Source organism: Acuticoccus sp. MNP-M23, from assembly GCF_031195445.1.
In the GTDB taxonomy this organism is placed as follows: Bacteria; Pseudomonadota; Alphaproteobacteria; order Rhizobiales; family Amorphaceae; genus Acuticoccus.
In genome coordinates, this window is the sequence record NZ_CP133480.1 from 2283493 (window position 1) to 2303037 (window position 19545).

21 protein-coding genes are annotated in these 19545 nt (G+C 65.9%); 14 read left to right on the top strand and 7 right to left on the bottom strand.

Annotation, left to right across the window (positions count from 1 at the left end):
• Positions 1-198 precede the first annotated feature (198 nt).
• Positions 199-1215, bottom strand: coding sequence for a TRAP transporter substrate-binding protein (locus tag RDV64_RS10675; protein WP_309199235.1), 1017 nt, complete (start codon positions 1213-1215; stop codon positions 199-201).
• Positions 1216-1425: 210 nt separating this feature from the next.
• Here RDV64_RS10675 and RDV64_RS10680 point away from each other — a divergent pair, with 210 nt between their 5' ends.
• A complete protein-coding gene (locus RDV64_RS10680) occupies positions 1426-1800 on the top strand; it encodes a nuclear transport factor 2 family protein (protein ID WP_309199236.1) in 375 nt (124 codons plus the stop codon).
• On the opposite strand, the gene RDV64_RS10685 is transcribed toward RDV64_RS10680, so the two are convergent.
• Both RDV64_RS10685 and dut read right to left on the bottom strand, forming a co-directional pair.
• Positions 1782-2573 carry a HesA/MoeB/ThiF family protein gene (locus RDV64_RS10685; RefSeq protein WP_309199237.1) on the bottom strand — a complete coding sequence of 264 codons (792 nt, stop codon included), beginning with the start codon at positions 2571-2573 and terminating at the stop codon, positions 1782-1784. The genes RDV64_RS10680 and RDV64_RS10685 overlap by 19 nt on opposite strands.
• A complete protein-coding gene (gene dut / locus RDV64_RS10690; RefSeq protein WP_309199238.1) occupies positions 2570-3016 on the bottom strand; it encodes a dUTP diphosphatase in 447 nt (148 codons plus the stop codon). Before dut ends, RDV64_RS10685 begins: the two co-directional genes overlap by 4 nt.
• A gap of 123 nt (positions 3017-3139) precedes the next feature.
• Between dut and RDV64_RS10695 the strand changes: the two genes are divergently transcribed.
• Entirely contained in the window at positions 3140-3838 is a 699-nt protein-coding gene (locus tag RDV64_RS10695; protein WP_309199239.1) for an RraA family protein, read from the top strand.
• On the opposite strand, the gene coaBC is transcribed toward RDV64_RS10695, so the two are convergent.
• On the bottom strand, positions 3826-5016 hold the full coding sequence (gene coaBC / locus RDV64_RS10700; protein WP_309199240.1) for a bifunctional phosphopantothenoylcysteine decarboxylase/phosphopantothenate--cysteine ligase CoaBC: 1191 nt from the start codon (positions 5014-5016) through the stop codon (positions 3826-3828). The two genes, RDV64_RS10695 and coaBC, sit on opposite strands and share 13 nt — an antisense overlap.
• Before the next feature lie 12 nt (positions 5017-5028).
• Positions 5029-6228, bottom strand: coding sequence for a penicillin-binding protein activator (locus RDV64_RS10705; RefSeq protein WP_309199241.1), 1200 nt, complete (start codon positions 6226-6228; stop codon positions 5029-5031).
• A 51-nt stretch (positions 6229-6279) separates the two neighbouring features.
• Here RDV64_RS10705 and rsmI point away from each other — a divergent pair, with 51 nt between their 5' ends.
• Positions 6280-7161: a 16S rRNA (cytidine(1402)-2'-O)-methyltransferase gene (gene rsmI / locus RDV64_RS10710; protein ID WP_309199242.1), complete on the top strand. Its 882-nt coding sequence runs from the start codon at positions 6280-6282 to the stop codon at positions 7159-7161.
• A gap of 34 nt (positions 7162-7195) precedes the next feature.
• A complete protein-coding gene (gene gshB, locus RDV64_RS10715) occupies positions 7196-8125 on the top strand; it encodes a glutathione synthase (RefSeq protein ID WP_309199243.1) in 930 nt (309 codons plus the stop codon).
• A 15-nt stretch (positions 8126-8140) separates the two neighbouring features.
• Here gshB and RDV64_RS10720 read toward each other — a convergent pair whose 3' ends face one another.
• Together RDV64_RS10720 and RDV64_RS10725 are read right to left on the bottom strand one after the other, a co-directional pair.
• Positions 8141-8947 (bottom strand): RNA methyltransferase, encoded by an 807-nt coding sequence (locus RDV64_RS10720; RefSeq protein ID WP_309199244.1) that lies wholly within the window; start codon positions 8945-8947, stop codon positions 8141-8143.
• Complete coding sequence (locus tag RDV64_RS10725) at positions 8944-9816, bottom strand: class I SAM-dependent methyltransferase (RefSeq protein WP_309199245.1); 873 nt, start codon at positions 9814-9816, stop codon at positions 8944-8946. Before RDV64_RS10725 ends, RDV64_RS10720 begins: the two co-directional genes overlap by 4 nt.
• 94 nt (positions 9817-9910) lie before the next feature.
• On the opposite strand from RDV64_RS10725, the gene RDV64_RS10730 reads away from it, so the two are divergent.
• The 10 genes from RDV64_RS10730 to egtD all read left to right on the top strand — a co-directional run bounded on the left by RDV64_RS10730 (position 9911) and on the right by egtD (position 19173).
• A complete protein-coding gene (locus RDV64_RS10730; protein ID WP_309199246.1) occupies positions 9911-10642 on the top strand; it encodes a carbon monoxide dehydrogenase subunit G in 732 nt (243 codons plus the stop codon).
• 40 nt (positions 10643-10682) lie between these two features.
• Positions 10683-11174: a 2Fe-2S iron-sulfur cluster-binding protein gene (locus tag RDV64_RS10735; RefSeq protein WP_309199247.1), complete on the top strand. Its 492-nt coding sequence runs from the start codon at positions 10683-10685 to the stop codon at positions 11172-11174.
• A gap of 11 nt (positions 11175-11185) precedes the next feature.
• On the top strand, positions 11186-13549 hold the full coding sequence (locus RDV64_RS10740) for a xanthine dehydrogenase family protein molybdopterin-binding subunit (protein ID WP_309199248.1): 2364 nt from the start codon (positions 11186-11188) through the stop codon (positions 13547-13549).
• Between the two features lie 9 nt (positions 13550-13558).
• On the top strand, positions 13559-14359 hold the full coding sequence (locus tag RDV64_RS10745) for a xanthine dehydrogenase family protein subunit M (protein ID WP_309199249.1): 801 nt from the start codon (positions 13559-13561) through the stop codon (positions 14357-14359).
• 5 nt (positions 14360-14364) lie between these two features.
• The gene (locus tag RDV64_RS10750) at positions 14365-14919 is read left to right on the top strand and encodes a prolyl-tRNA synthetase associated domain-containing protein (protein ID WP_309199250.1); all 555 of its coding nucleotides are present in this window, start codon (positions 14365-14367) and stop codon (positions 14917-14919) included.
• Positions 14920-15046: 127 nt separating this feature from the next.
• On the top strand, positions 15047-15982 hold the full coding sequence (trxA, locus tag RDV64_RS10755) for a thioredoxin (RefSeq protein ID WP_309199251.1): 936 nt from the start codon (positions 15047-15049) through the stop codon (positions 15980-15982).
• A gap of 15 nt (positions 15983-15997) precedes the next feature.
• Complete coding sequence (locus tag RDV64_RS10760; RefSeq protein WP_309199253.1) at positions 15998-16675, top strand: LON peptidase substrate-binding domain-containing protein; 678 nt, start codon at positions 15998-16000, stop codon at positions 16673-16675.
• Positions 16676-16697: 22 nt separating this feature from the next.
• Positions 16698-16883 carry a Trm112 family protein gene (locus tag RDV64_RS10765; RefSeq protein WP_309199254.1) on the top strand — a complete coding sequence of 62 codons (186 nt, stop codon included), beginning with the start codon at positions 16698-16700 and terminating at the stop codon, positions 16881-16883.
• Between the two features lie 76 nt (positions 16884-16959).
• Positions 16960-18228: an ergothioneine biosynthesis protein EgtB gene (gene egtB / locus RDV64_RS10770; RefSeq protein ID WP_309199255.1), complete on the top strand. Its 1269-nt coding sequence runs from the start codon at positions 16960-16962 to the stop codon at positions 18226-18228.
• A complete protein-coding gene (gene egtD / locus RDV64_RS10775) occupies positions 18229-19173 on the top strand; it encodes an L-histidine N(alpha)-methyltransferase (RefSeq protein ID WP_309199256.1) in 945 nt (314 codons plus the stop codon).
• The last annotated feature ends 372 nt before the right edge of the window (positions 19174-19545 follow it).

Genomic DNA, 19545 nt, shown 5'->3' on the forward strand with positions numbered 1-19545 from the left:
ACATATTTTCCATTGTGCAGTGCCGCAAAGAAGTCAGCAGTTGCACACCGCTTCAGCAGTCTGGGAACGACCGTTTCAATACGTTCGCCAGGCTGCCGGAGACCGGCCGAGGCGCCGCCCCGGCCACTCAAGTCTGGAAAATCTGCTTGCAGTTCAAGGGCTGGCGCGGCCAACGCAGCCGCGTAGCCCGAGCCATTCCTAGTTGTCGCCGTAGAGGCCGATCTTGGTCAGGAAGTCTTTGTGCTGTGCAACAAGGTCCTTGGCCATCTGGGTGGTCGCAAAATCGTCCCAGGCGGCGACCGCCGCGTCGCGGAAGGCGCCGCGGTCTTCGGCGGACCAGTCATACATGGTTACACCGGCCGCGGAGAGCTCGTTGGCGGCGCGCTGGATGTCCACCTCATAATCAAGCGTGGTGCGGAAGGAGAGCTTCTGCATCGCCACTTCGACAATCCGCTGCAGATCCTCCGGCATCGACTCCCAGACGCTCTGGTTGATGGCCAGATGGTCCGCAGGCATCGAGTGGAAGCCCGGATAGGTGGCGTGCTTGACCAGATCGTAGATCCCCACCGATTGGCTGGTGGACAGGTTGGAGTGGTCCGTCCCCTCGATGATACCCGACTCCATTGCGGTGAAGACTTCGGTGAAGTCCATCACGATGGGGGAGGCGCCCATGTTGGCGAAAATCTTGGTTTCCATGCCGGGGGGCGAGCGGAACTTCCAGTCCTTGATGGCTTCGGGACCGGGGATCGGGCTCGACGATGCCAGCGATTCCTGCCCCGGAATCCACCAGCCGATCAGCTGCATGCCATACTCGTTGTACAGCTTCTGCGCCGCTTCCATGCCGCCGCCATTGTAGAGGAAGGCGTACATCTGCCACGGCGTGTCGTAGCCGCCCATCGGGTCGCCGACGAACTGGAAGGCGGGGTCCTTGCCGGTCTGGTAGGCGCCGCCGGTCATGTCACCATCAACGATGCCGTTGACCGCCGCATCGAACGTCTCCACCGATTTCACCACGGCGGACGAGTAGAACGGCTCGATGTCGATCCGGCCGCCAGACATCACCTCGATATCGTCGAAGAAACGCGCGGCATTCTTGCCGGAAACCGATTCGGGCGACAGATGGGTCTGAATGCGCAGCGTGAACTCGGCCTGCGCGAATGCACCCGTGGCCGCAAAGGAGACGAGCGCGGCGCCCGTCAGAAGCGAACGAATCATGAGAAACCTCCCTCTCGTTTTTTGCCGCCGGGTCGAGCCGGCGCGTGCTGGCCTTGCCAGCTTGGTTGCGACGCTAGCGTTCAGTTTGCGTCGTCGCAACCGTTGCGGGAATTTCTGTCGGACAAATTTCGTGACAGGGCCGGAAAGGTGTCATACAAAAATGGACAAAAGCAGAACATTTTGTCTGTTTTGGACAGGTGAGGAAGTGCCATGTCTCTGAAAGCGCTTGGCGAACGGCTCGTCGCCGCCAACCGTGATGACACCATCGAAGAGCTTCTCAAGAATGATTATGCGGCAGATGCCGTCTCCGTCGAGGCGATGACGATGGACCCGGCTCGGAGCCGCGAAACCGCGGGTCTGGACGGGATCCGCGCCAAGCATGCCTGGTGGAACGACAACATGCAGACCCGCGCCATGGTGGTGGAAGGCCCGTTCCTGCATGGCGATGACCGCTTTGCCGTGATCTTCAAGGGGGAAGCCGTCAGCAAGCAGTCCGGAGAGACGATGCCGCTCCACGAGGTCGCCATCTATACGGCGAAGGACGGCAAGATCGTCCGCGAGGAGTTCTACTCCGCCATGTCCTGAGCGGCGGTGCCCGTCAGTGGATTGGCGGGCGACCATGCGTAGGTGATGGTGTCGAACCGTGTATCGCGCGCGTCGAACAGCAGAAGACGGCCGATGAGCGGTTCGCCCGTTCCGAGGATGAGTTTCAGGACTTCGTTTGCCTGCAAAGTGCCGATGACCCCGGTGACGGCACCCAGAATGCCGTGGCGGGCGCACTCGTCCACCATCGCATCGGGCGGCGGGTCGGGGAACAGGCAGCGGTAGGTGGGGTTGGGTGTGCCGTCCGCAGCGTGGCCGAACGGCGCCAGCGTGGTCACGTGGCCGTCGAAGCCGTGGACAGCGCCGCTCACCAGCGGAACGCGGGCATGAAAGCACGCATCGGACACGGCGTAGCGCGTGGCGGCATTGTCGGAGCCGTCGGCGGCCACACTGACGCCCTCCAGCAGGCCGGCCGCGTTGTCCGCCGTCAGCCGCACAGGAGAGGTTTCCACGGTGATGTGCGGGTTGAGGCGGTGGACGGCGGCAGCCGCCGCTTCGGCCTTGCCGTTGCCGGTGTCGGCGGTTGCGAACAGCACCTGACGCTGGAGGTTGGACAGGGCGACCGTGTCATCGTCGATAATCCGGATGGTGCCGACGCCGGCTGCGGCCAGATAAAGCACCAGAGGCGATCCAAGCCCGCCGGCGCCCACCACGGCGACGCGTGCGCGCCTGAGCGCCTGCTGGCCCGGTCCGCCCACGCCGGAGAGGACCAGGTGGCGGGCGTAGCGCTCGATCTCGTCCGGCGACAGCGTCACCGGCCGGTGGACCCGAAGCCGCCTTCGCCGCGTGCGGTCTCGTCCAGAGTGGTGACCTCCACCAGCGTCGCGGTGGTGACGGGGGCAAACACCATCTGCGCAATGCGGTCACCGCGGGCAACGGTGAACGGCGTTTCGGACAGGTTGACGAGGATCACCTTCACCTCGCCGCGGTAGTCGGCGTCGATGGTGCCGGGGGCATTGAGGACGGTCACCCCATGTTTGGCGGCAAGGCCGGAGCGGGGCCGCACCTGCGCCTCGAAGCCTTCCGGCAACGCGATGGCAAGGCCGGTGGGGACCATGGCGCGGGACCACGGCGCGATGGTCACCGGTTCGTCGGCGGCAACGGCGGCGGGCAGGTCGAGCCCGGCAGCGCTTGCAGTGGCGTACCCGAGGGCAAGGCCTTCGCCGTGGGGGAGGCGGGTGAGGGAGACGTTGATCATCGCCGCTCTTCTATCCGCCGCACCGCGCTGCGCAAGGGTGCTTGATGCCCGGGGAGCGGACCGGGCGTCTTCTCGCGGGGCGCGGGATCGGCCATGTTGCCGGCAACACACGAGGATATGCCGATGATCGAAGAACCTGCGCAACTGACCGTAAACAAGGCGCGCAACCGGCCCACCGCGGCACAGATTGCCGCCTTCCAGGGCGTGCAGACGAGCTTTGTGGCCGATGCGCTGGGCGGCGACGGCGCACTCGACCCCGCCATCCGGCCCCTTGGCGAAGGGCGGGATATCCGCTGCGTTGCGGCCGGTCCCGCGCTGACGGCGGACGCTGGTCCGGCGGATATTCTGGCCACCTACGCTGCGCTGCACTTTTTGTCGCCGGGAGACATTCTGGTGGTGGCGTTCGGCGGCCACCAGCGCTGCGCCGCAGTTGGCGACCGGGTGATGGGGATGGTCCGCAACAACGAGGCTGCGGGCTTCGTGACCGATGGGCCGGTGCGCGACTATGCGGGCATTGTGGACGTTGGCTTGCCGGTCTGGTGCACCGGGCTCAACCCGGCCTCGCCCTTCTCCAACGGGCCGGGCACGGTGGGTCTGCCGATCAGCATCGGCGGCCGGCAGGTGGCCACCGGCGACATGATCTGCGGCGACCGCGACGGTGTTGTGGTCGTCCCGTTCGACCAGATTGACACGGTGATTGCCCGGCTTGCGGAGATCCACAAGCTGGAAGCAAAGCTGGATGCCGAGGTCGCCAACGGGCGCAGGCACGCCGACAAGGTCGCCCGGCTGATTGAGGACGGGAAGATCAATTACGTCGGCTGATCGGGCCCGAGCGTTGCGGCAATGCGGGCGACCAGCCGCGTTGCCACATCCGCCTTCTGAAGGCGGGGCCAGTCCTCCACCCCTTCGGCGGTGATGAGATGTACGGTGTTTTCAGCTGCGCCGAAGACACCGGCGGACACATCGTTGGCGACAATCCAGTCGCACCCCTTGCGCAGGCGCTTGGCAACCGCGTTCTCGATCACGCTTTCGGTCTCCGCCGCAAAGCCGATCACCAGGCCGGGACGGCTGGGGCTGGCGGAAACGGTCGCCAGAATGTCGGGGTTCTGCGACAGGGTGAGCGTCGGCGGCGCGGCGTCCTTTTTCAGCTTTTGCGGGGCGGCCTCCACGTGCCAGTCGGCCACGGCGGCGGCCATGATGGCACAGTCGGCCGGCAGAGCGGCCTCTGCTGCGGCCAGCATCTCACGCGCGCTCTCCACCTTGTGCACGGTCACGCCGGGCGGGTCGGGGAGGGTGACGGGGCCCGAAATCAGCGTCACCGCGGCGCCTGCTCTGGCCGCCGCCTGCGCAATGGCGTGGCCCTGACGGCCGGACGACCGGTTGGCAATGTAGCGCACCGGGTCGATGGCTTCGTGCGTCGGGCCGGACGTGACGAGAATGTGCCGGCCTTCGAGGGGCCGGTCCGGCGTCAACAGCGCGCTCACCGCATCGACAATGGCCATCGGCGCGGCAAGACGGCCGGTGCCGGCCTCGCCGCGCTCGGCCATTTCGCCCGCATCGGGGCCGATGAAGTGCACGCCGTCCGCGGCCAGAGTGGCGACGTTGCGGGCCGTGGCGGGGTGCGCCCACATCGCCGGGTTCATGGCAGGCGCTGCCAGGATGGGGGCGTTGGTTGCAAGCAGCGACGCGGTGGCAAGGTCGCCAGCAAACCCGGAAGCCATCTTGGCCAGAATGTCGGCGCTGGCGGGGGCCAGGAGCACCAGGTCCGCATCGCGGGCGAGGCGGATGTGGCCGATTTCGCGTTCCCGGTCGAGGTCGAACAGGTCGGTCAGGACCGGCGCGTTGGACAGTGCCCCCACCGATAGCGGGGTGACGAAGCGCGTGGCGGCCTCGGTGAGGATCGCAGGCGTCTCGTGCCCGCGCTCGCGCAGGCGGCGGATCACTTCCAGCACCTTGTAGGCGGCAATGCCGCCGGAAATGACGACGAGGATGCGGGCCATTGTCCGGGCGGCCTAGAAGGTGCGGCCAAATTGGGTGGGTGCCGGCGAGACCACGCGCGCCTCCCCGCCGCCGGTCACCTCGTAGACCGCAAGCCCCCGCTCCGACAGGCCGTTGCCGGTGAGGCGGAAGATGCCGTCGACGCCGATGAAGCCGTCGCGGTTTTCGAGCGCGGCCGTGCTGAACGCGGCATTGCCGCGCGCACCCACAAGGCCGTTTGCCAGCAGCGCGGCATCGTAGACCAGCGAGGCGGTGCGCGGCGGCGCCACCGAATAGCGCGCCTCGTAGCGCTGTGCGAACGCCTCGAAACCGCCTTTTTGCGAGCCGGGGAACCAAGCGCCCGCAAGGGCCGGCGCGCGCAGCACCGCCGGATTGTCCCACTGGCCGCTGCCAAGAAGGCGGGCGTTGACACCGGCTGAACTGAGTGCGGCGGCCGCAGCGCCCGGGTCGTCGCCACCATTGGGGACGAACACGGCCTGGACCGCACCGCCGGCCGCCACCTGGCGGGCCGCCGCGGCAATCTCGCCCGGCGCATATTTCTGCACCAGCGTGACGCGGCCGCCGGCGCTGGCTACCGCTTCGCGGAAGGCGGCTTCCATCACCAGGCCGTAGCCGTTGTCGGGCACCAGCCCGGCGTAGGTGCGCACGCCGTTGCTGGCGGCATGGCCGACCACGCGGGTTGCGTCCTGTCGCGGCAGGAAACTGAGGAGGTAGACGCCGCGTCCGGCAATGCTGGCATCGGTGGAAAAGGCAATCACCGGCACCGAGGCAGCGCGCGCCGGGCCGCCGGCCCCTGCCACTGCCGGCGCAAACACCGGACCCAGAATGAGCTTCGTGCCTTCAGCGACCGAACGTTCGGCGGCCTGTTGGGCGATTTCGGTGTCGCCGCCGGTGTCGCGCACCACAATGCGGACATTGTCCTGGGTGACTTCGTTCATCGCCAGCTCGGCCGCGTTCTGGAACGACTGGGCAAGGCCGCTGGCGCTGCCGCCTGCCGAAATCGGCAAGAGCATGGCAACGGTCACACCGCCGTCGCCGATAATTCGGGCCTGTGGTCCCGCCGGACTGGCCGGGCCGATCTTGCGGGCGACGACGGCCGTACCGCCGGACGAATCGGAATCGAGGGCGCCGCACGCGGTCAGCGCCAGAAGCGCACCGGCAGCGAGGACGAAACGAAGCCGCGCGGCGGCACTGATCGGGTTCAACTTGCTCACGGCGCGATCCTCCAACATTAGTCACCCATGTATCAAGCCGGAGTTGCTCACGTGCCGGACCCTTCTTTCCTCCTCGACGGTGTGCGCCTTGCCGCCACCAAGGCCGATCCGGGCCTGCATATCGTCGCAACGCCTATCGGCAACCTTGGCGATATCTCCGTCCGGGCGCTGAAAACCCTCGCCGGCGCGGACCATATTGCGGTGGAAGACACGCGCCACACCGGCCGTCTTCTCACCCACTTCGGCATCGAAACGCCGATGATGCGATACGACGAGCATTCCGCCGCCGCCCAGCGCCCGCGCATTCTGGCGGTGCTGGCGGACGGCGGATCGGTGGCGCTGGTGAGCGATGCCGGCACCCCTCTCATCTCGGACCCCGGCTACAAGCTGGTGAGCGAGGCGCGTGCGGCCGGCGCAAGGGTTCACGCGGTGCCGGGCGCTTCCGCCGTCGTGGCGGCGCTGTCCGTGGCAGGGCTTCCGACGGATGCGTTCATGTTCGCAGGCTTCCTGCCGCCGAAGACGGCCGCGCGGCGCAATCGCATCGAGGCGCTGGCAACCGTGCCGGCAACTCTTGCCTTCTACGAGGCGCCGCACCGGCTGGGCGCTGCGCTGGCTGACCTGTCGGAGGTGCTGGGCCCCCGCGACGCGATTGTCGCGCGCGAGCTCACCAAGCGGTTTGAAACGGTGGACAACGGCACGCTGGCGGACCTTGCCGCCCGCTACGGCGAGACCGACGTGAAGGGCGAGATCGTCATTCTGGTCGGGCCGCCGGGCGAGGTGGTGGTGGACGAGGCGGAGGCCGAGACGCTGCTGGGCGAGGCGCTGACGCGGCTGCCGGCGAGCGCTGCGGCGGCGGAGGTGGCCAAGGTCACCGGGCGCAACCGGCGGGAACTTTACCGTCTCGCCATGGCGCTCAAGGGCGGAGCGCAATAAAGGTTTCGCAGCAGACGGATTGGACGCAAAAGACATGGCAACGATCGCAGTTCAGATGGACCCCATCGGGGGCATCAACATCAATGGCGACTCCACGTTCGCCCTCCTGCTGGAGGCGGCACGGCGCGAGCACACGCTGTTCCACACCACGCCGGAGCGTCTCAGCTTCCGCGCGGGCAAGGTCAGCTCCCGCTTCGAGCCGCTTACGGTGCGCGACGAGGCCGGCAACCACGCCACGCTGGGCACCACCGAGGAAATGCCCCTGTCGGACATGGACGTGGTGCTTCTGCGCCAGGACCCGCCCTTCGACATGGCCTATGTCACCTCGACCCACCTTCTGGAGATTGCGGACACGCTGGTCGTCAACGATCCCGCCGGGGTCCGCAACGCGCCCGAAAAGCTGTTCGTGCTCGAATTTTCCGACCTGATGCCCGAAACGCTGATCTCGCGTGACCGCGAAACCATCAGGCAGTTCCGCGCCGATGTCGGCGACATCGTCATCAAGCCGCTCTACGGCAACGGCGGTGCGGCGGTGTTCAAGCTCTCGCAGGACGACCCCAATCTCTCCTCGCTGATGGACATGTTCGACACCGCCTTCCGCGAGCCGGCCGTGGTCCAGCGCTTCCTGCCGCGCGTGACCGAGGGCGACAAGCGCATCATCCTCATCGACGGCGAATTTGCCGGCGCCATCAACCGCGTGCCGCCCAAGGGCGAGATCCGCTCCAACATGGTGCGGGGCGGCGCCGCCAACGCAACGGAGCTGACGGAGCGCGAGCGCGAGATCATCGCCCGCGTCGGCCCGCGGCTGAAGGAATTGGGGCTCGTCTTCACCGGGCTCGACGTGATCGACGGGCACCTCACCGAGATCAACGTCACCTCGCCCACCGGCATCCGCGCGGTGGAAAAGCTCGGCGGGCCGGATGTGGCGGGCATGTTCTGGGATGCGGTCGAGGCGAAACTCTAGCGCCCGGCGCCGCCTTCAGAGGTAGGCGCGCCGCAGTTCGTAAAGCGCGACGCCGGTGGCCACCGCAAGGTTCAGGCTGTCGGCGGCGCCGTCCATCGGAATTCTGACCAGCTGCGAGCAGTGGCGCGCCAGTTCCTCGGTCATCCCGGCCTGCTCGGTGCCCATCACCAATATCTGCGGCTCCTCGGGGCCGATGGTCCGGATATCGACCGCGCCTTCGAGGTGCGTGCCGATGGCGGGGCCGGGGAAACGCGCGCTGAATTTTAGGAAGCCGTCGAGGTCCGTGCGGGCGATCGGGACATGAAACACCGAGCCCATGGTGGCGCGCACGGCTTCAATGCCGAACGGGTCGGCCGAATTGCCGATGAGGATGACACCGGCCGCCCCGGCCCCGTCAGCGGTGCGGATGATGGTGCCGATGTTGCCGGGGTCGCGCGGCGCCTCCAGCGCGATCACCGTGCCGTGGGTGAAGGTGGCAAGCGAGGCGAGGCGCTGCGGGAACACGCCGATCACAGTTTGCGGGTTGTCCCGCCTTGCCAGCTTTTCCATCACCGCGCCGTTGGTGAAGATCACGTCGCCGCCGGCTGCGCGCACGCGGGCGGCAAGCTGGGCACCGGGATCGCCGTCGTCGCCGGGCTCCAGCATCAGGATCATCTCGGGCAGCCAGTCGACCGCGAGGGCGTCGAGCACCAGCTTGTGGCCTTCGGCGAGGAACAGGCCGCTCTCGTTGCGGGCCTTGCGCTGATGCAGCGCCCTTGCTGCCTTGATGATGGGGTTGGCCGTCGAGGTGATCGTCTTCACCGAGCCTACGCGCGCATTCATGGCCGCCACTCCGCATACATCGAGGTTGGGAGGAGGCGGCCGGTCGCCTCCGGGATAGCAAGCTCGCCGGCTTCCACATGGCCGCCGCGTCCGGCAAGCGTCATATCAAGCGTGCGGCCAACCGCCAGCGCAGATGTGCGCAAGGCGTAAGCGGTGAGGATCACGAAGCGTGCATCGTCCGCCACCAGCTGTGCAATGTCCGCCAGCAAGGGCGCGAGGCCCTCGAAAAAATCCCACGTCTCGTTCTTCGGGCCGCGGCCGAATTTGGGCGGATCGAGCAGGATGCCCTGATATTTGCGGCCGCGACGCACCTCACGCGCGACGAATTTCTGCGCGTCGTCACAGATCCAGCGGACGGGCGCATCGTTCATGCCGGAAGCCGCCTGGCTTTCCTTGCCCCATGCGATCGCCTTCTTGGAGGCGTCGACGTGGGTGACATGGGCGCCGCTTGCCGCCAGCAGCAGCGAGGCGGCGCCCGTGTAGCCGAAAAGGTTGAGGACGTGCGGCGCATCACTGCCCTTGAGCGCGGCACCGGCAGCCTCCCAGTGCGGGCGCTGCTCGGGAAACAGGCCGACGTGCTGGTTGTTGGTGAGGCGGCAGACCATGGTGACGGGGCCAAGGCGGACCGGAAAATCGCCCACCTCCGCGCTCCAGCGGCCGCGCTCCTCGCCGTCGGCACCTTCGAAGCTTGTGTTCGCCCGGTCCCAGGCGGCAAGGTCGGTCTTCGGCCAGATTGCCTGCGGTTCCGGTCTTATCAGCAGGCAATCTCCAAATTTCTCAAGCTTCTGGCCCGCACCGCTGTCGATGAGCCTATAGTCTTCCCAGGTGTCTGCGATCCGCAGGGGCAGGGCGTGCGGCTCGGAACTCATCGGCTGTGCTTTCGGTTGAGGGTCTCTGTCGGACGGGGCAAACATTGCCGAACCTGTGCCTGACGGGTCGGGTGTAACTGGAGGAACGCGTTTCATGGAACTGTCTGGCGAACACAAAATCTCTGCTCCGCGCAAGGTGGTGTGGGACGCGCTGCACGATCCTGACATTTTGAAGGCCTGCATCAAGGGCTGCGAGCGGATGGAAAAGGTCAGCGATCACGCCCTGAGCGCAACCGTTCAGGCCAAGGTCGGCCCGGTGAAGGCGAAATTCGACGCGGACGTGACCATCGTCGATCCGGTGGCGCCGGAGCGTTACACGCTGGTGGGCGAGGGCAAGGGCGGCGTTGCGGGCTTTGCCAAGGGCTCGGCCGACGTGGCGCTGGAGGAAGACGGCCGCGACACGATTCTGCGCTACGACGCGCGCGCGACGGTAGGCGGCAAGCTGGCGCAGCTGGGCTCGCGGCTGGTGGACACCACCGCCCGCAAATACGCCGCAGACTTCTTCGAGGCGTTCAGCGAAAAGGTCGGCACGGCGGCGGCGGCGCCGGATGCGGTGGACGCAGCGCCACCGGTTGCGCCAGCACCCGAGCCGACCGGCAGGGTCGAGCCCACCCCGCGGCCCGAGCTGACTGCCGCGCGGATCGACGAGGGCCTTACGGAGACGGAAATCGCCGCCAGGGCCCGGCCGGTCGATTCGGCGCACGGCGAAGACGGCGTTGAGGAAAAGCTGGAGGTGGCGGCGGGCCGGAACGCATGGGGCGGTGCGTTCATGTGGGGCCTTTTCGCGTTTGCCGTCGTGATCCTAGTTCTGATAGCGTTGCAATAACTGGAATTAGCCAAGTTCGAAACGATCAGGGGGTAACGCAATGAGTGAGGTCAAGCTCACCGTGAACGGCCGCGAAGTTACGCGCAATGTTGAGGACCGGACGCTTCTGGTCTCGCTCATTCGCGAGCATCTGGGCCTCACCGGCACGCATGTCGGGTGCGATACCTCCCAGTGCGGCGCCTGTACCGTCCACATTGACGGGCAGGCCGTCAAATCCTGCACCGTTTTTGCGGCGCAGGTCGACGGCAGCGAGATCGTCACGATCGAAGGCCTTGCCAACGGCGACGAGCTGCATCCGATGCAGTCCGCCTTCCGCGAGCATCATGGCCTGCAGTGCGGTTTCTGCACGCCGGGCATGATCATGATGGCGGTGGACATCGTGAAGCGTCACCCCGAGGGGCTGGACGAAACGGTCATCCGCAAGGAGCTGGAAGGCAACATCTGCCGGTGCACCGGCTACCACAACATTGTCAAAGCGATCGACGCGGCCGCGAAAGAGATGCGCGGGACCCCGGCGATGGCCGCCGAATAGGGGTCATCACCATGGGCATCGAAGGCATCGGCGCGCGCGCTCTCCGCAAGGAAGACAAGCGCTTCATTACCGGCCAGGGCCGGTACACCGACGATATTTCCGAGCGCGACCTGACCGCAGGCGTCTTCCTGCGCTCGCCCCATGCGCACGCAAAAATCACCAAGCTCGACATCTCGGAAGCCGAGAAGATGCCGGGCGTCGTCGGCATCATCGTCGGTCAGGACCTGATCGACGGGGCGGTCGGCAACATCATCTGCGGCTGGATGATTCACTCCAAGGACGGCACGCCTATGAAGGCGGCGCCGTGGCGGCCGATGGACGCCGACACCGTGCGGCACGTGGGCCAGCCCGTCGCGCTGGTGGTCGCCGAAACGCGCTCGCAGGCCGTGGACGCTGCCGAAGCCATCGACATCGTCTACGACGAACTCCCCTCGCTGACCGACTTTGCACACGCCATGGACGATGGCGCCGTGCAGGTTCACGACGAAGCCCCCAACAACCTCATCTGCGACTGGGAGCTGGGCGACGAAGCAGCCACCGACGCTGCATTTTCGAGCGCCGCGCATGTGGTGGAGCTGGACCTCTTCCAGAACCGGCTGGTGCCGAGCGCCATCGAACCGCGCTCTGCCGTCGCCTCCTACGACCGGGCCGAAGAGCACTTCACCCTCAACACCACCAGCCAGAACCCGCATGTGGCACGGCTGGTGCTGTCGGCGTTCTACAACATTGCGCCCGAGCACAAGCTCCGCGTGATCGCGCCTGATGTCGGCGGCGGCTTCGGCTCCAAGATCTACGTCTACCCCGAAGAGATCTGCTGCCTTTACGCCGCAAAAAAGCTCGGCCGCGCCATCAAGTGGACCGCCGACCGCACCGAAGCGTTCATGACCGACGCCCACGGCCGCGACCATGCCACCAAGGTGAAGCTGGCGCTCGATGCCGACCACAACTTCACGGGCCTCAAGGTCGTCACCATCGCGAACATCGGCGCCTACATGTCGCTGTTCTCGTCCGCGACGCCGACCTACCTCTACGCCACGCTGCTGTCCGGCCAGTACAAGACGCCGAATGTCTACGCCAACGTGAAGCTTGTCTACTCGCACACCACCCCGGTGGACGCCTACCGCGGCGCAGGCCGGCCGGAAGCGACCTTTGTGGTCGAGCGGATTGTGGAAGCTGCGGCACGCCAGCTCGGCGTTTCCTCGGTGGAGCTGCGGCGCAAGAACTTCATCCGCGACTTCCCGTACCAGACGCCGGTCCTGATGGCGTACGACCCGACCGACTTCGACGCGCTGCTCGACAAGGGCCTCGCGGCAATCGACTATGACGGCTTCGCCGCCCGCAAGGCCGAAGCGGAGCGGCGCGGCAAGCTGCGCGGCCTCGGCTTCTCCTGCTACATCGAGGCGTGCGGGCTTGCGCCGTCCAAGGCTGTCGGCCAGCTGGGCGGCGGTGTCGGGCAGTGGGAATCGGCCGAGGTTCGCGTGAACCCGGTTGGCACCATCGAACTCCTGACCGGCTCGCACAGCCACGGCCAGGGCCACGAGACGACGTTTGCGCAGGTGATCGCCGACCGCTTCGGCCTGCCGATCAACAACGTGCAGATTGTCCACGGCGATACCGACAAGGTGCAGTTCGGCATGGGCACCTACGGCTCGCGCTCCGGCCCGGTGGGCATGGGCGCGATCTCCAGGGCGGTCGACAAGGTGGAAAAGAAGGCGAAGAAGCTCGCCGGCCACCTGCTGGAAGCCGACGAGAACGACATCGTCATCGAAAATGGCGAGCTGAAGGTGGCGGGCACCGACAAGAAGCTTGCCTGGCACGAGATGACGCTCGGTGCCTACACCGCCCACAACATCCCCGACGACATGGAGCCGGGGCTGTCGGAGAAGGCGTTCTACGATCCGGCGAACTTCACGTTCCCGGCCGGCACGTTCATCTGCGAAGTGGAAATCGACCCCGGCACCGGCGTGACCGAGGTGATCAACTTCGTCGCGGTGGACGACTTCGGCGTCATCATCAACCCGATGATCGTCGAGGGGCAGGTCCATGGCGGTCTTGCGCAGGGGATCGGCCAGGCACTGCTTGAAGGCTGCATCTACGACGATAACGGCCAGCTCATCACCGCGTCCTACATGGACTATTGCGTGCCGCGCGCGGACGACCTGCCGAACTTCAGCCTCGGCCACATCGAAACGCCCAACCCCAACAACCCGCTGGGTGTGAAGGGCTGCGGCGAGGCGGGTGCCATTGGCGCACCGGCTGCCGTGATCAATGCGGTGACCGATGCAATCGGCACCGAAGACATGACCATGCCCGCGACACCGGAAAAGGTGTGGCGTGCCATCAATGCGAACCGCCCGGCGATGGCGGCGGAATAGGGGACCGGAATGTACGCGACCAATTACTCAAAGGCCTCATCGCTGGACGACGCCGTTGCCAAGCTGAACGCTGCCGAAGACGGCAAGTTTCTGGGCGGCGGTCAGACGCTGATCGCCACCATGAAGCAGCGGCTGGCGGCCCCGTCCGACGTGATCGACCTCACCAAGATCCCCGAGCTTAAGGGGATCACGGTGGACGGCGACACCGTCACCATCGGTGCTGCCTCCACCCACTCCCAGGTGGCGCAGTCGGATGACATCCGGCGCGTGCTGCCGGTGCTGTGCGGCCTTGCCGCCACCATCGGCGACCCGGCGGTGCGCAACATGGGCACCATGGGCGGCGTTCTCGCCAACAACGACCCGGCGGCCGACTACCCGGCCGCGGTGATGGCACTTGGCGCCACCATCCACACCACCAAGGGCTCCTACACGCCGGAGGAATATTTCCAGGGCATGTTCGAGACCGCGCTGGCTGACGACGAGATCATCACCAAGATCTCGTTTCCGGTGCCCAAGAAGGCGGCTTACGAGAAATTCCGCAACCAGGCATCGCGCTACTCGCTCTGCTCGGTGTTCGTTGCGGTGCTGGCGAACGGCGAGCCGCGGGTTGCGGTGACCGGGTCGGGCAACGAGGGCGTCTTCCGCGTTGCCGAGATGGAACAGGCGCTGGCCTCCAACTGGTCTGCCGATGCGGTGACCGGCGTTGCCATCAGCCCGGACCAGATGCTGTCCGACATCCACGGCTCTGCCGAATATCGTGCGCATCTCGTCTCGGTGCTGGCGGGCCGCGCCGTCACCAAGGCCGGCTGAAGCTGGTGAGCGACCCCCAAGCCGGCGCGCCCGAAGGGACCGCGCCGGCAGCACCCCGAGGCTTCGACCTGATGGCCGAAGCCTTCGCCGCCCTCGGCATCGATCCGCCCACGGTGGAGCACGAGGCCGCGCACACGGTGGACGAATCCCAGGATCTGCGCGGCACCATCCCCGGCGTTCACACCAAAAACCTCTTCCTGAAAGACAAGAAAGGCGCGCTCTTCCTGGTCACGACACCGGAAGACGCCGCGGTCGACCTCAAGCGCATCCACACCGCCATCGGCGCCAGGGGCCGCGTGAGCTTTGCATCCGCGGATGCCATGGCAATGCACCTTGGCGTGACGCCCGGCTCGGTGACGCCGCTGGCGCTGGTCAACGATGCGGAGCGGGCGGTGATCTGCGTCCTGCATCCGGATGTTGCGTCCGCGGACCTTGTCAACGTCCATCCATTGCGCAACACCGCAACCGTGACAGTGGCAGGACCCGCCTTCCTCGCCTATCTCAACCATGTCGGCCATCCGCCGCTTGTGACGGACCTTCCCGCGCCACAGGACGTCTGAGCGGGGCAGGTCAGCTTGCGCTCGTGACTGGCGGCGCCCGATATTGCGCTGCGAAAAGCCGCGGGCGATTGCCTTAACGGCAGACTCACCTACGTTTGAACTTTAAGAAGCAGGACAAGCCAACCGCATGAGCACGCTCTTTGGTCCGGGGGGACAGGTCGTCTCCTCAAAACCCGCGACCCAGACCCCTGCTGCCGGCAGCGGCACCGTCAAGGACACGACCACGCAGACCTTCATGGTCGATGTGGTGGAGGCCTCGCGCGACAGCGTCGTCCTGGTGGATTTCTGGGCGCCGTGGTGCGGCCCCTGCAAGCAGCTGACGCCAATCATCGAAAAGGCCGTTGCCGCGTTCGACGGCGTGTCGCTGGTGAAAATGAACATCGACGACCACCCGGAAATTGCCGGCCAGCTCGGCATCCAGTCGATCCCGGCGGTGATTGCCTTCAGCAAGGGCCAGCCGGTCGACGGCTTCGTGGGGGCGCAGACCGAAAGCCAGATCCGCGCATTTCTGGAGCGCGTGGCCGGTCCCGCAGGTGACGGCATTGCCGAAGCGTTGGAGGCCGCGGATGCTGCCCGCGTGGCAGGCGATTTCCATCAGGCCGCCGCAATCTACACCCAGATCCTGCAAAATGACGGAGAGCACGCCGGGGCCATCGCCGGGCTTGGTTTCGTCAGCCTGGACGCCGGCGACACCGCAGGCGCCGAGGAACTCCTCAACTCGGTGACGCCCGAAATGCGCGCCAAGCCGGAAATTCAGGCGCTGGAAGCCGCGCTGCGGCTGAAGGAGCAGGCCGCCAGCCTTGGCGAGGCCGCAAAGCTGCGCCTTGCGGTGGAGGAGAACCCCGAGGATCATCAAGCCCGTCTCGACCTTGCGATCGCACTGGCCGCAGAAGGCGACCGCAAGGGGGCGGTGGACGAGCTCGTGGTCATCCTGCGCCGCGAGGCGGACTGGAACGAGGGCGCTGCGCGCAAGGAACTCCTCAACTTCTTCGAGGCGTGGGGCCCGACCGACCCTGCGACCCTGGCTGGCCGCCGCAAGATGGCATCGGTTCTTTTCGCGTGAACGTTGGAGGATCAGATGCGTATCGGTAACACCGCCTATGAGAACGTGCGGGAGATCCCGGACTCGGTGCCGGTGTTTCCGCTGTCGGGGGCGTTGTTGCTGCCGCGCAGCCACCTGCCGCTCAACATCTTCGAGCCGCGCTATCTGGCGATGATCGACGAGGCGCTGGCGACCCACCGCGTCATCGGCATGGTTCAGCCGCGGTTCGATGGTGAGGCCGGGAGCGACCCGGAGGCGCCGCCGCTTTGCGAAATCGGGTCGCTCGGCCGCATCACTTCGTTCCAGGAGAGCGGCGACGGGCGCTATCTGATCCAGCTCGCCGGCATCTGCCGCTTCAAGGTGCTGGAGGAGGTGGACGAGGGTGACATTTTCCGCCGCTGCCGCATCTCCGCCGAAGATTTCGCCTGCGATCTCGACGGTGAGAGCGGCGAGGAGGATGTGGACCGCGATGCGCTGATCGAGGCCTTCCAGAGCTATCTGGACGCCAACGATCTTGAGGCGGACTGGAAGAGCGTTCGCTCGGCGTCCAACGAAGCGCTGGTAAACACGCTGGCGATGATGAGCCCCTACGGTCCGGCCGAGAAGCAGGCGCTTCTGGAAGCGCCCGACCTACGGGCGCGTGCCGCGACGCTGGTTGCCATCACCGAGATTGAGCTTGCGCGTCAGGCAGGCGATAAGCCGACGCTGAACTAGCCCCTAAAGGACACCTGCGACAATGACCGAAGAGCGTGCCGTCGACCCGAAACTCCTGGAGCTTCTCGTCTGCCCGGTGACCAAGAGCACGCTGCGCTACGACGCCGCAGCGCACGAATTGATCTCCGATCAGGCCAAGCTCGCCTATCCGATCCGGGATGGAATTCCTATCATGATCCCGGAAGAAGCGCGCACGCTCGATGCGTGAAATGCCGCGAGGCCGGTAGCCGCCGCCCGCGGCCGGACGGCGGCGCCGAAAGGCTCCGACGAAAGGACATCCGCCGATGGCACAGACTGACTCGCAACGCGACCCGGCAAGCGTAGCCGCCCTTTTCGAACGCACCCGCAACCGGACTTCGGACCTCGCCGCACGGCTGACGCCCGAAGACATGGTCGTGCAGTCGATGGAGGACGCGTCTCCGGCCAAATGGCACCTTGCCCACACCACATGGTTCTTCGAAACATTCGTGCTGGCGCCGTTCGAAAGCGGCTACAAGCCCCACGATCCGAAGTTCGCCCACTGCTTCAACTCCTATTATGTGCAGGCCGGGAGCCGGCACGCGCGCCCCATGCGCGGAATGCTGACGCGCCCGTCCGCTGCCGAGGTGCTCCATTATCGCGCGGTGGTTGACGCGCGGGTGTCGGCGCTGCTGGCCGACCCGCCGCATGGCCGGCGCGCCGAGATCGAGGAGCGCGTGGAGCTTGGCTGTCATCACGAGATGCAGCATCAGGAGCTCCTCCTGTCCGATATCCTCCATGCCTTCTCCTTCAATCCGCTCGAGCCGGCATTCGTGCCTCCCGCACCGATCGCGATGGAGGCGGCCGAGACCGAGGCCGACTGGATGAGCTTCGATGGCGGCATGGTCAGCATCGGCGCCGAAAAGGGCTTTCACTTCGACAATGAAGGCCCGCGGCACCAGACCTACGTGCCGCCCTTCCGCATGGCCGGACGGCTGGTGACGGCGGGGGAGTGGATCGCATTCATCGAGGATGGCGGCTACGACGCGGAAACGCTGTGGCTGTCGGACGGGTGGTATGCGGCCAGGGCGGCCGGGTGGCGGGCGCCGCTCTACTGGCGGCAGCATGATGGCGAGTGGTGGACCTTTGGCCTGCGCGGGACGCAGCTGGTCGACCGCGACGCCCCGGTTCACCACGTGAGCTATTACGAGGCCGACGCGTTTGCCCGTTGGGCCGGCAAGCGTCTGCCGTCCGAGTTCGAGTGGGAGGTGGCCGCGGCGGACGCGGTGGACGACGGCAGTTTCATCGACGCGATGTATCTGCGGCCGCGCCCCACCGGTGTGCGAACCGGCCTGCGGCAAATGGCGGGGGAGGTTTGGCAGTGGACCCGCTCATCCCATGCCGCTTTTCCGGGCTACAAGCCTGTTGTCGGTGCACTTGGCGAGTATAATGGGAAGTTCATGGTGAACCAGTATGTGCTGCGGGGCGCGTCATTCGCGACCGCAAGGGACCATGCGCGGCACACATACCGCAATTTCTTTCACCCACATCAGCGGTGGCAGTTCGCAGGACTACGCCTCGCAGAGGATGCATAAATGGACTATCCCCCCGTTCTCAAAGGCGCTGAGCACGCCGAATTTGCGCGCTCGGTACTGAGCGGGCTCACCGCGGCGCCCAAGACACTGCATGCGCGCTGGCTCTATGACGGGGTCGGCGCCAAGCTGTTCGAGGCGATCACAAAGCTCGACCACTACTACCCGACCCGCACTGAAATGGCGATTTTGGAGGCCAATGCCGACGAGATTGCCGACGCGCTGGGCGATGACGTGACCATCGTCGAGCCGGGTGCCGGCGAGGCCACCAAGGTGCGCCCGCTTCTGGCCGCACTCGGGCCGCGCGCGGCTGGCTACATGCCCATCGACATTGCCGAAGAGCAGTTGCTTGCGGTGGCAGACGAGATGGCAGCGCTCTACCCTTCACTCGCGGTCAAGGGCATTGCGGCCGACTTCTTCCGGCCATTTTCCATGGACAAGCCGGAGCGGGCGGTCATTTTCTTCCCCGGCTCCACCGTCGGCAACATGAGCCTGGCGGACGGGCAGGCGTTGATGCGCTCGCTGCATGAAATGTCCGGAGCGGACCGGTTTCTGATCGGCTTCGACCTTCTGAAGGACCGTCAGACACTGATTGACGCCTACGATGATCCTGCCGGAATCACCGCTGCCTTCAAGAAGAACGTTCTCCAGCGCATCAACCGGGAGCTGGACGCTGACTTCGATGTTCCGAACTTTGCGCATGACGTGCGCTTCAACGAGGCCACGAGCGCCATCGAGATGCGCTTGCGGACTGACGAAGCGGTGACCGTGACAGTGGCCGGCCATCCCATCGCATTCGAGGCGGGCGAGGCGATCCACACCGAGGACAGCCGCAAGTACACGCTGGAAAGCTTCGCCGACTTTGCGCGCGGGGCAAACCTGTCGCCGGTCAAGGCGTGGACTGATCCGCAGGAGCAGTTCGCGGTCATGCTGCTTTCGGTGGACTGACAAGACCACCGCCGCGGACTCCGGTCTCAATCTGATCCTCGTGGGCTCGGCAGCACGGCATCAAGGCTGTGCTTCCGGGCCTTTTTTAATATATTATGCCTTCTGGATGACCTCTGATAGCTGACGGCAACACAGCCGTCCGTTATGTTTTTTCACGGTGATACATCAGGGGCGTCGGCCCTTGGCCGTCACGACAATTTTGTGCAGTACGGTCCAGAAAACTTACTGCGGCCAGAACGCTGGCAACAAAAATTGACAGGATCAGTCTTGTGGGCAGCCGAAGGCAATTTTTGAATCAGACTTGCTTTATTTATCGTGTACGGCTCAATACGTAGAAAACAAATGCCGTTAGGCCTGCTCGACATATGAAAC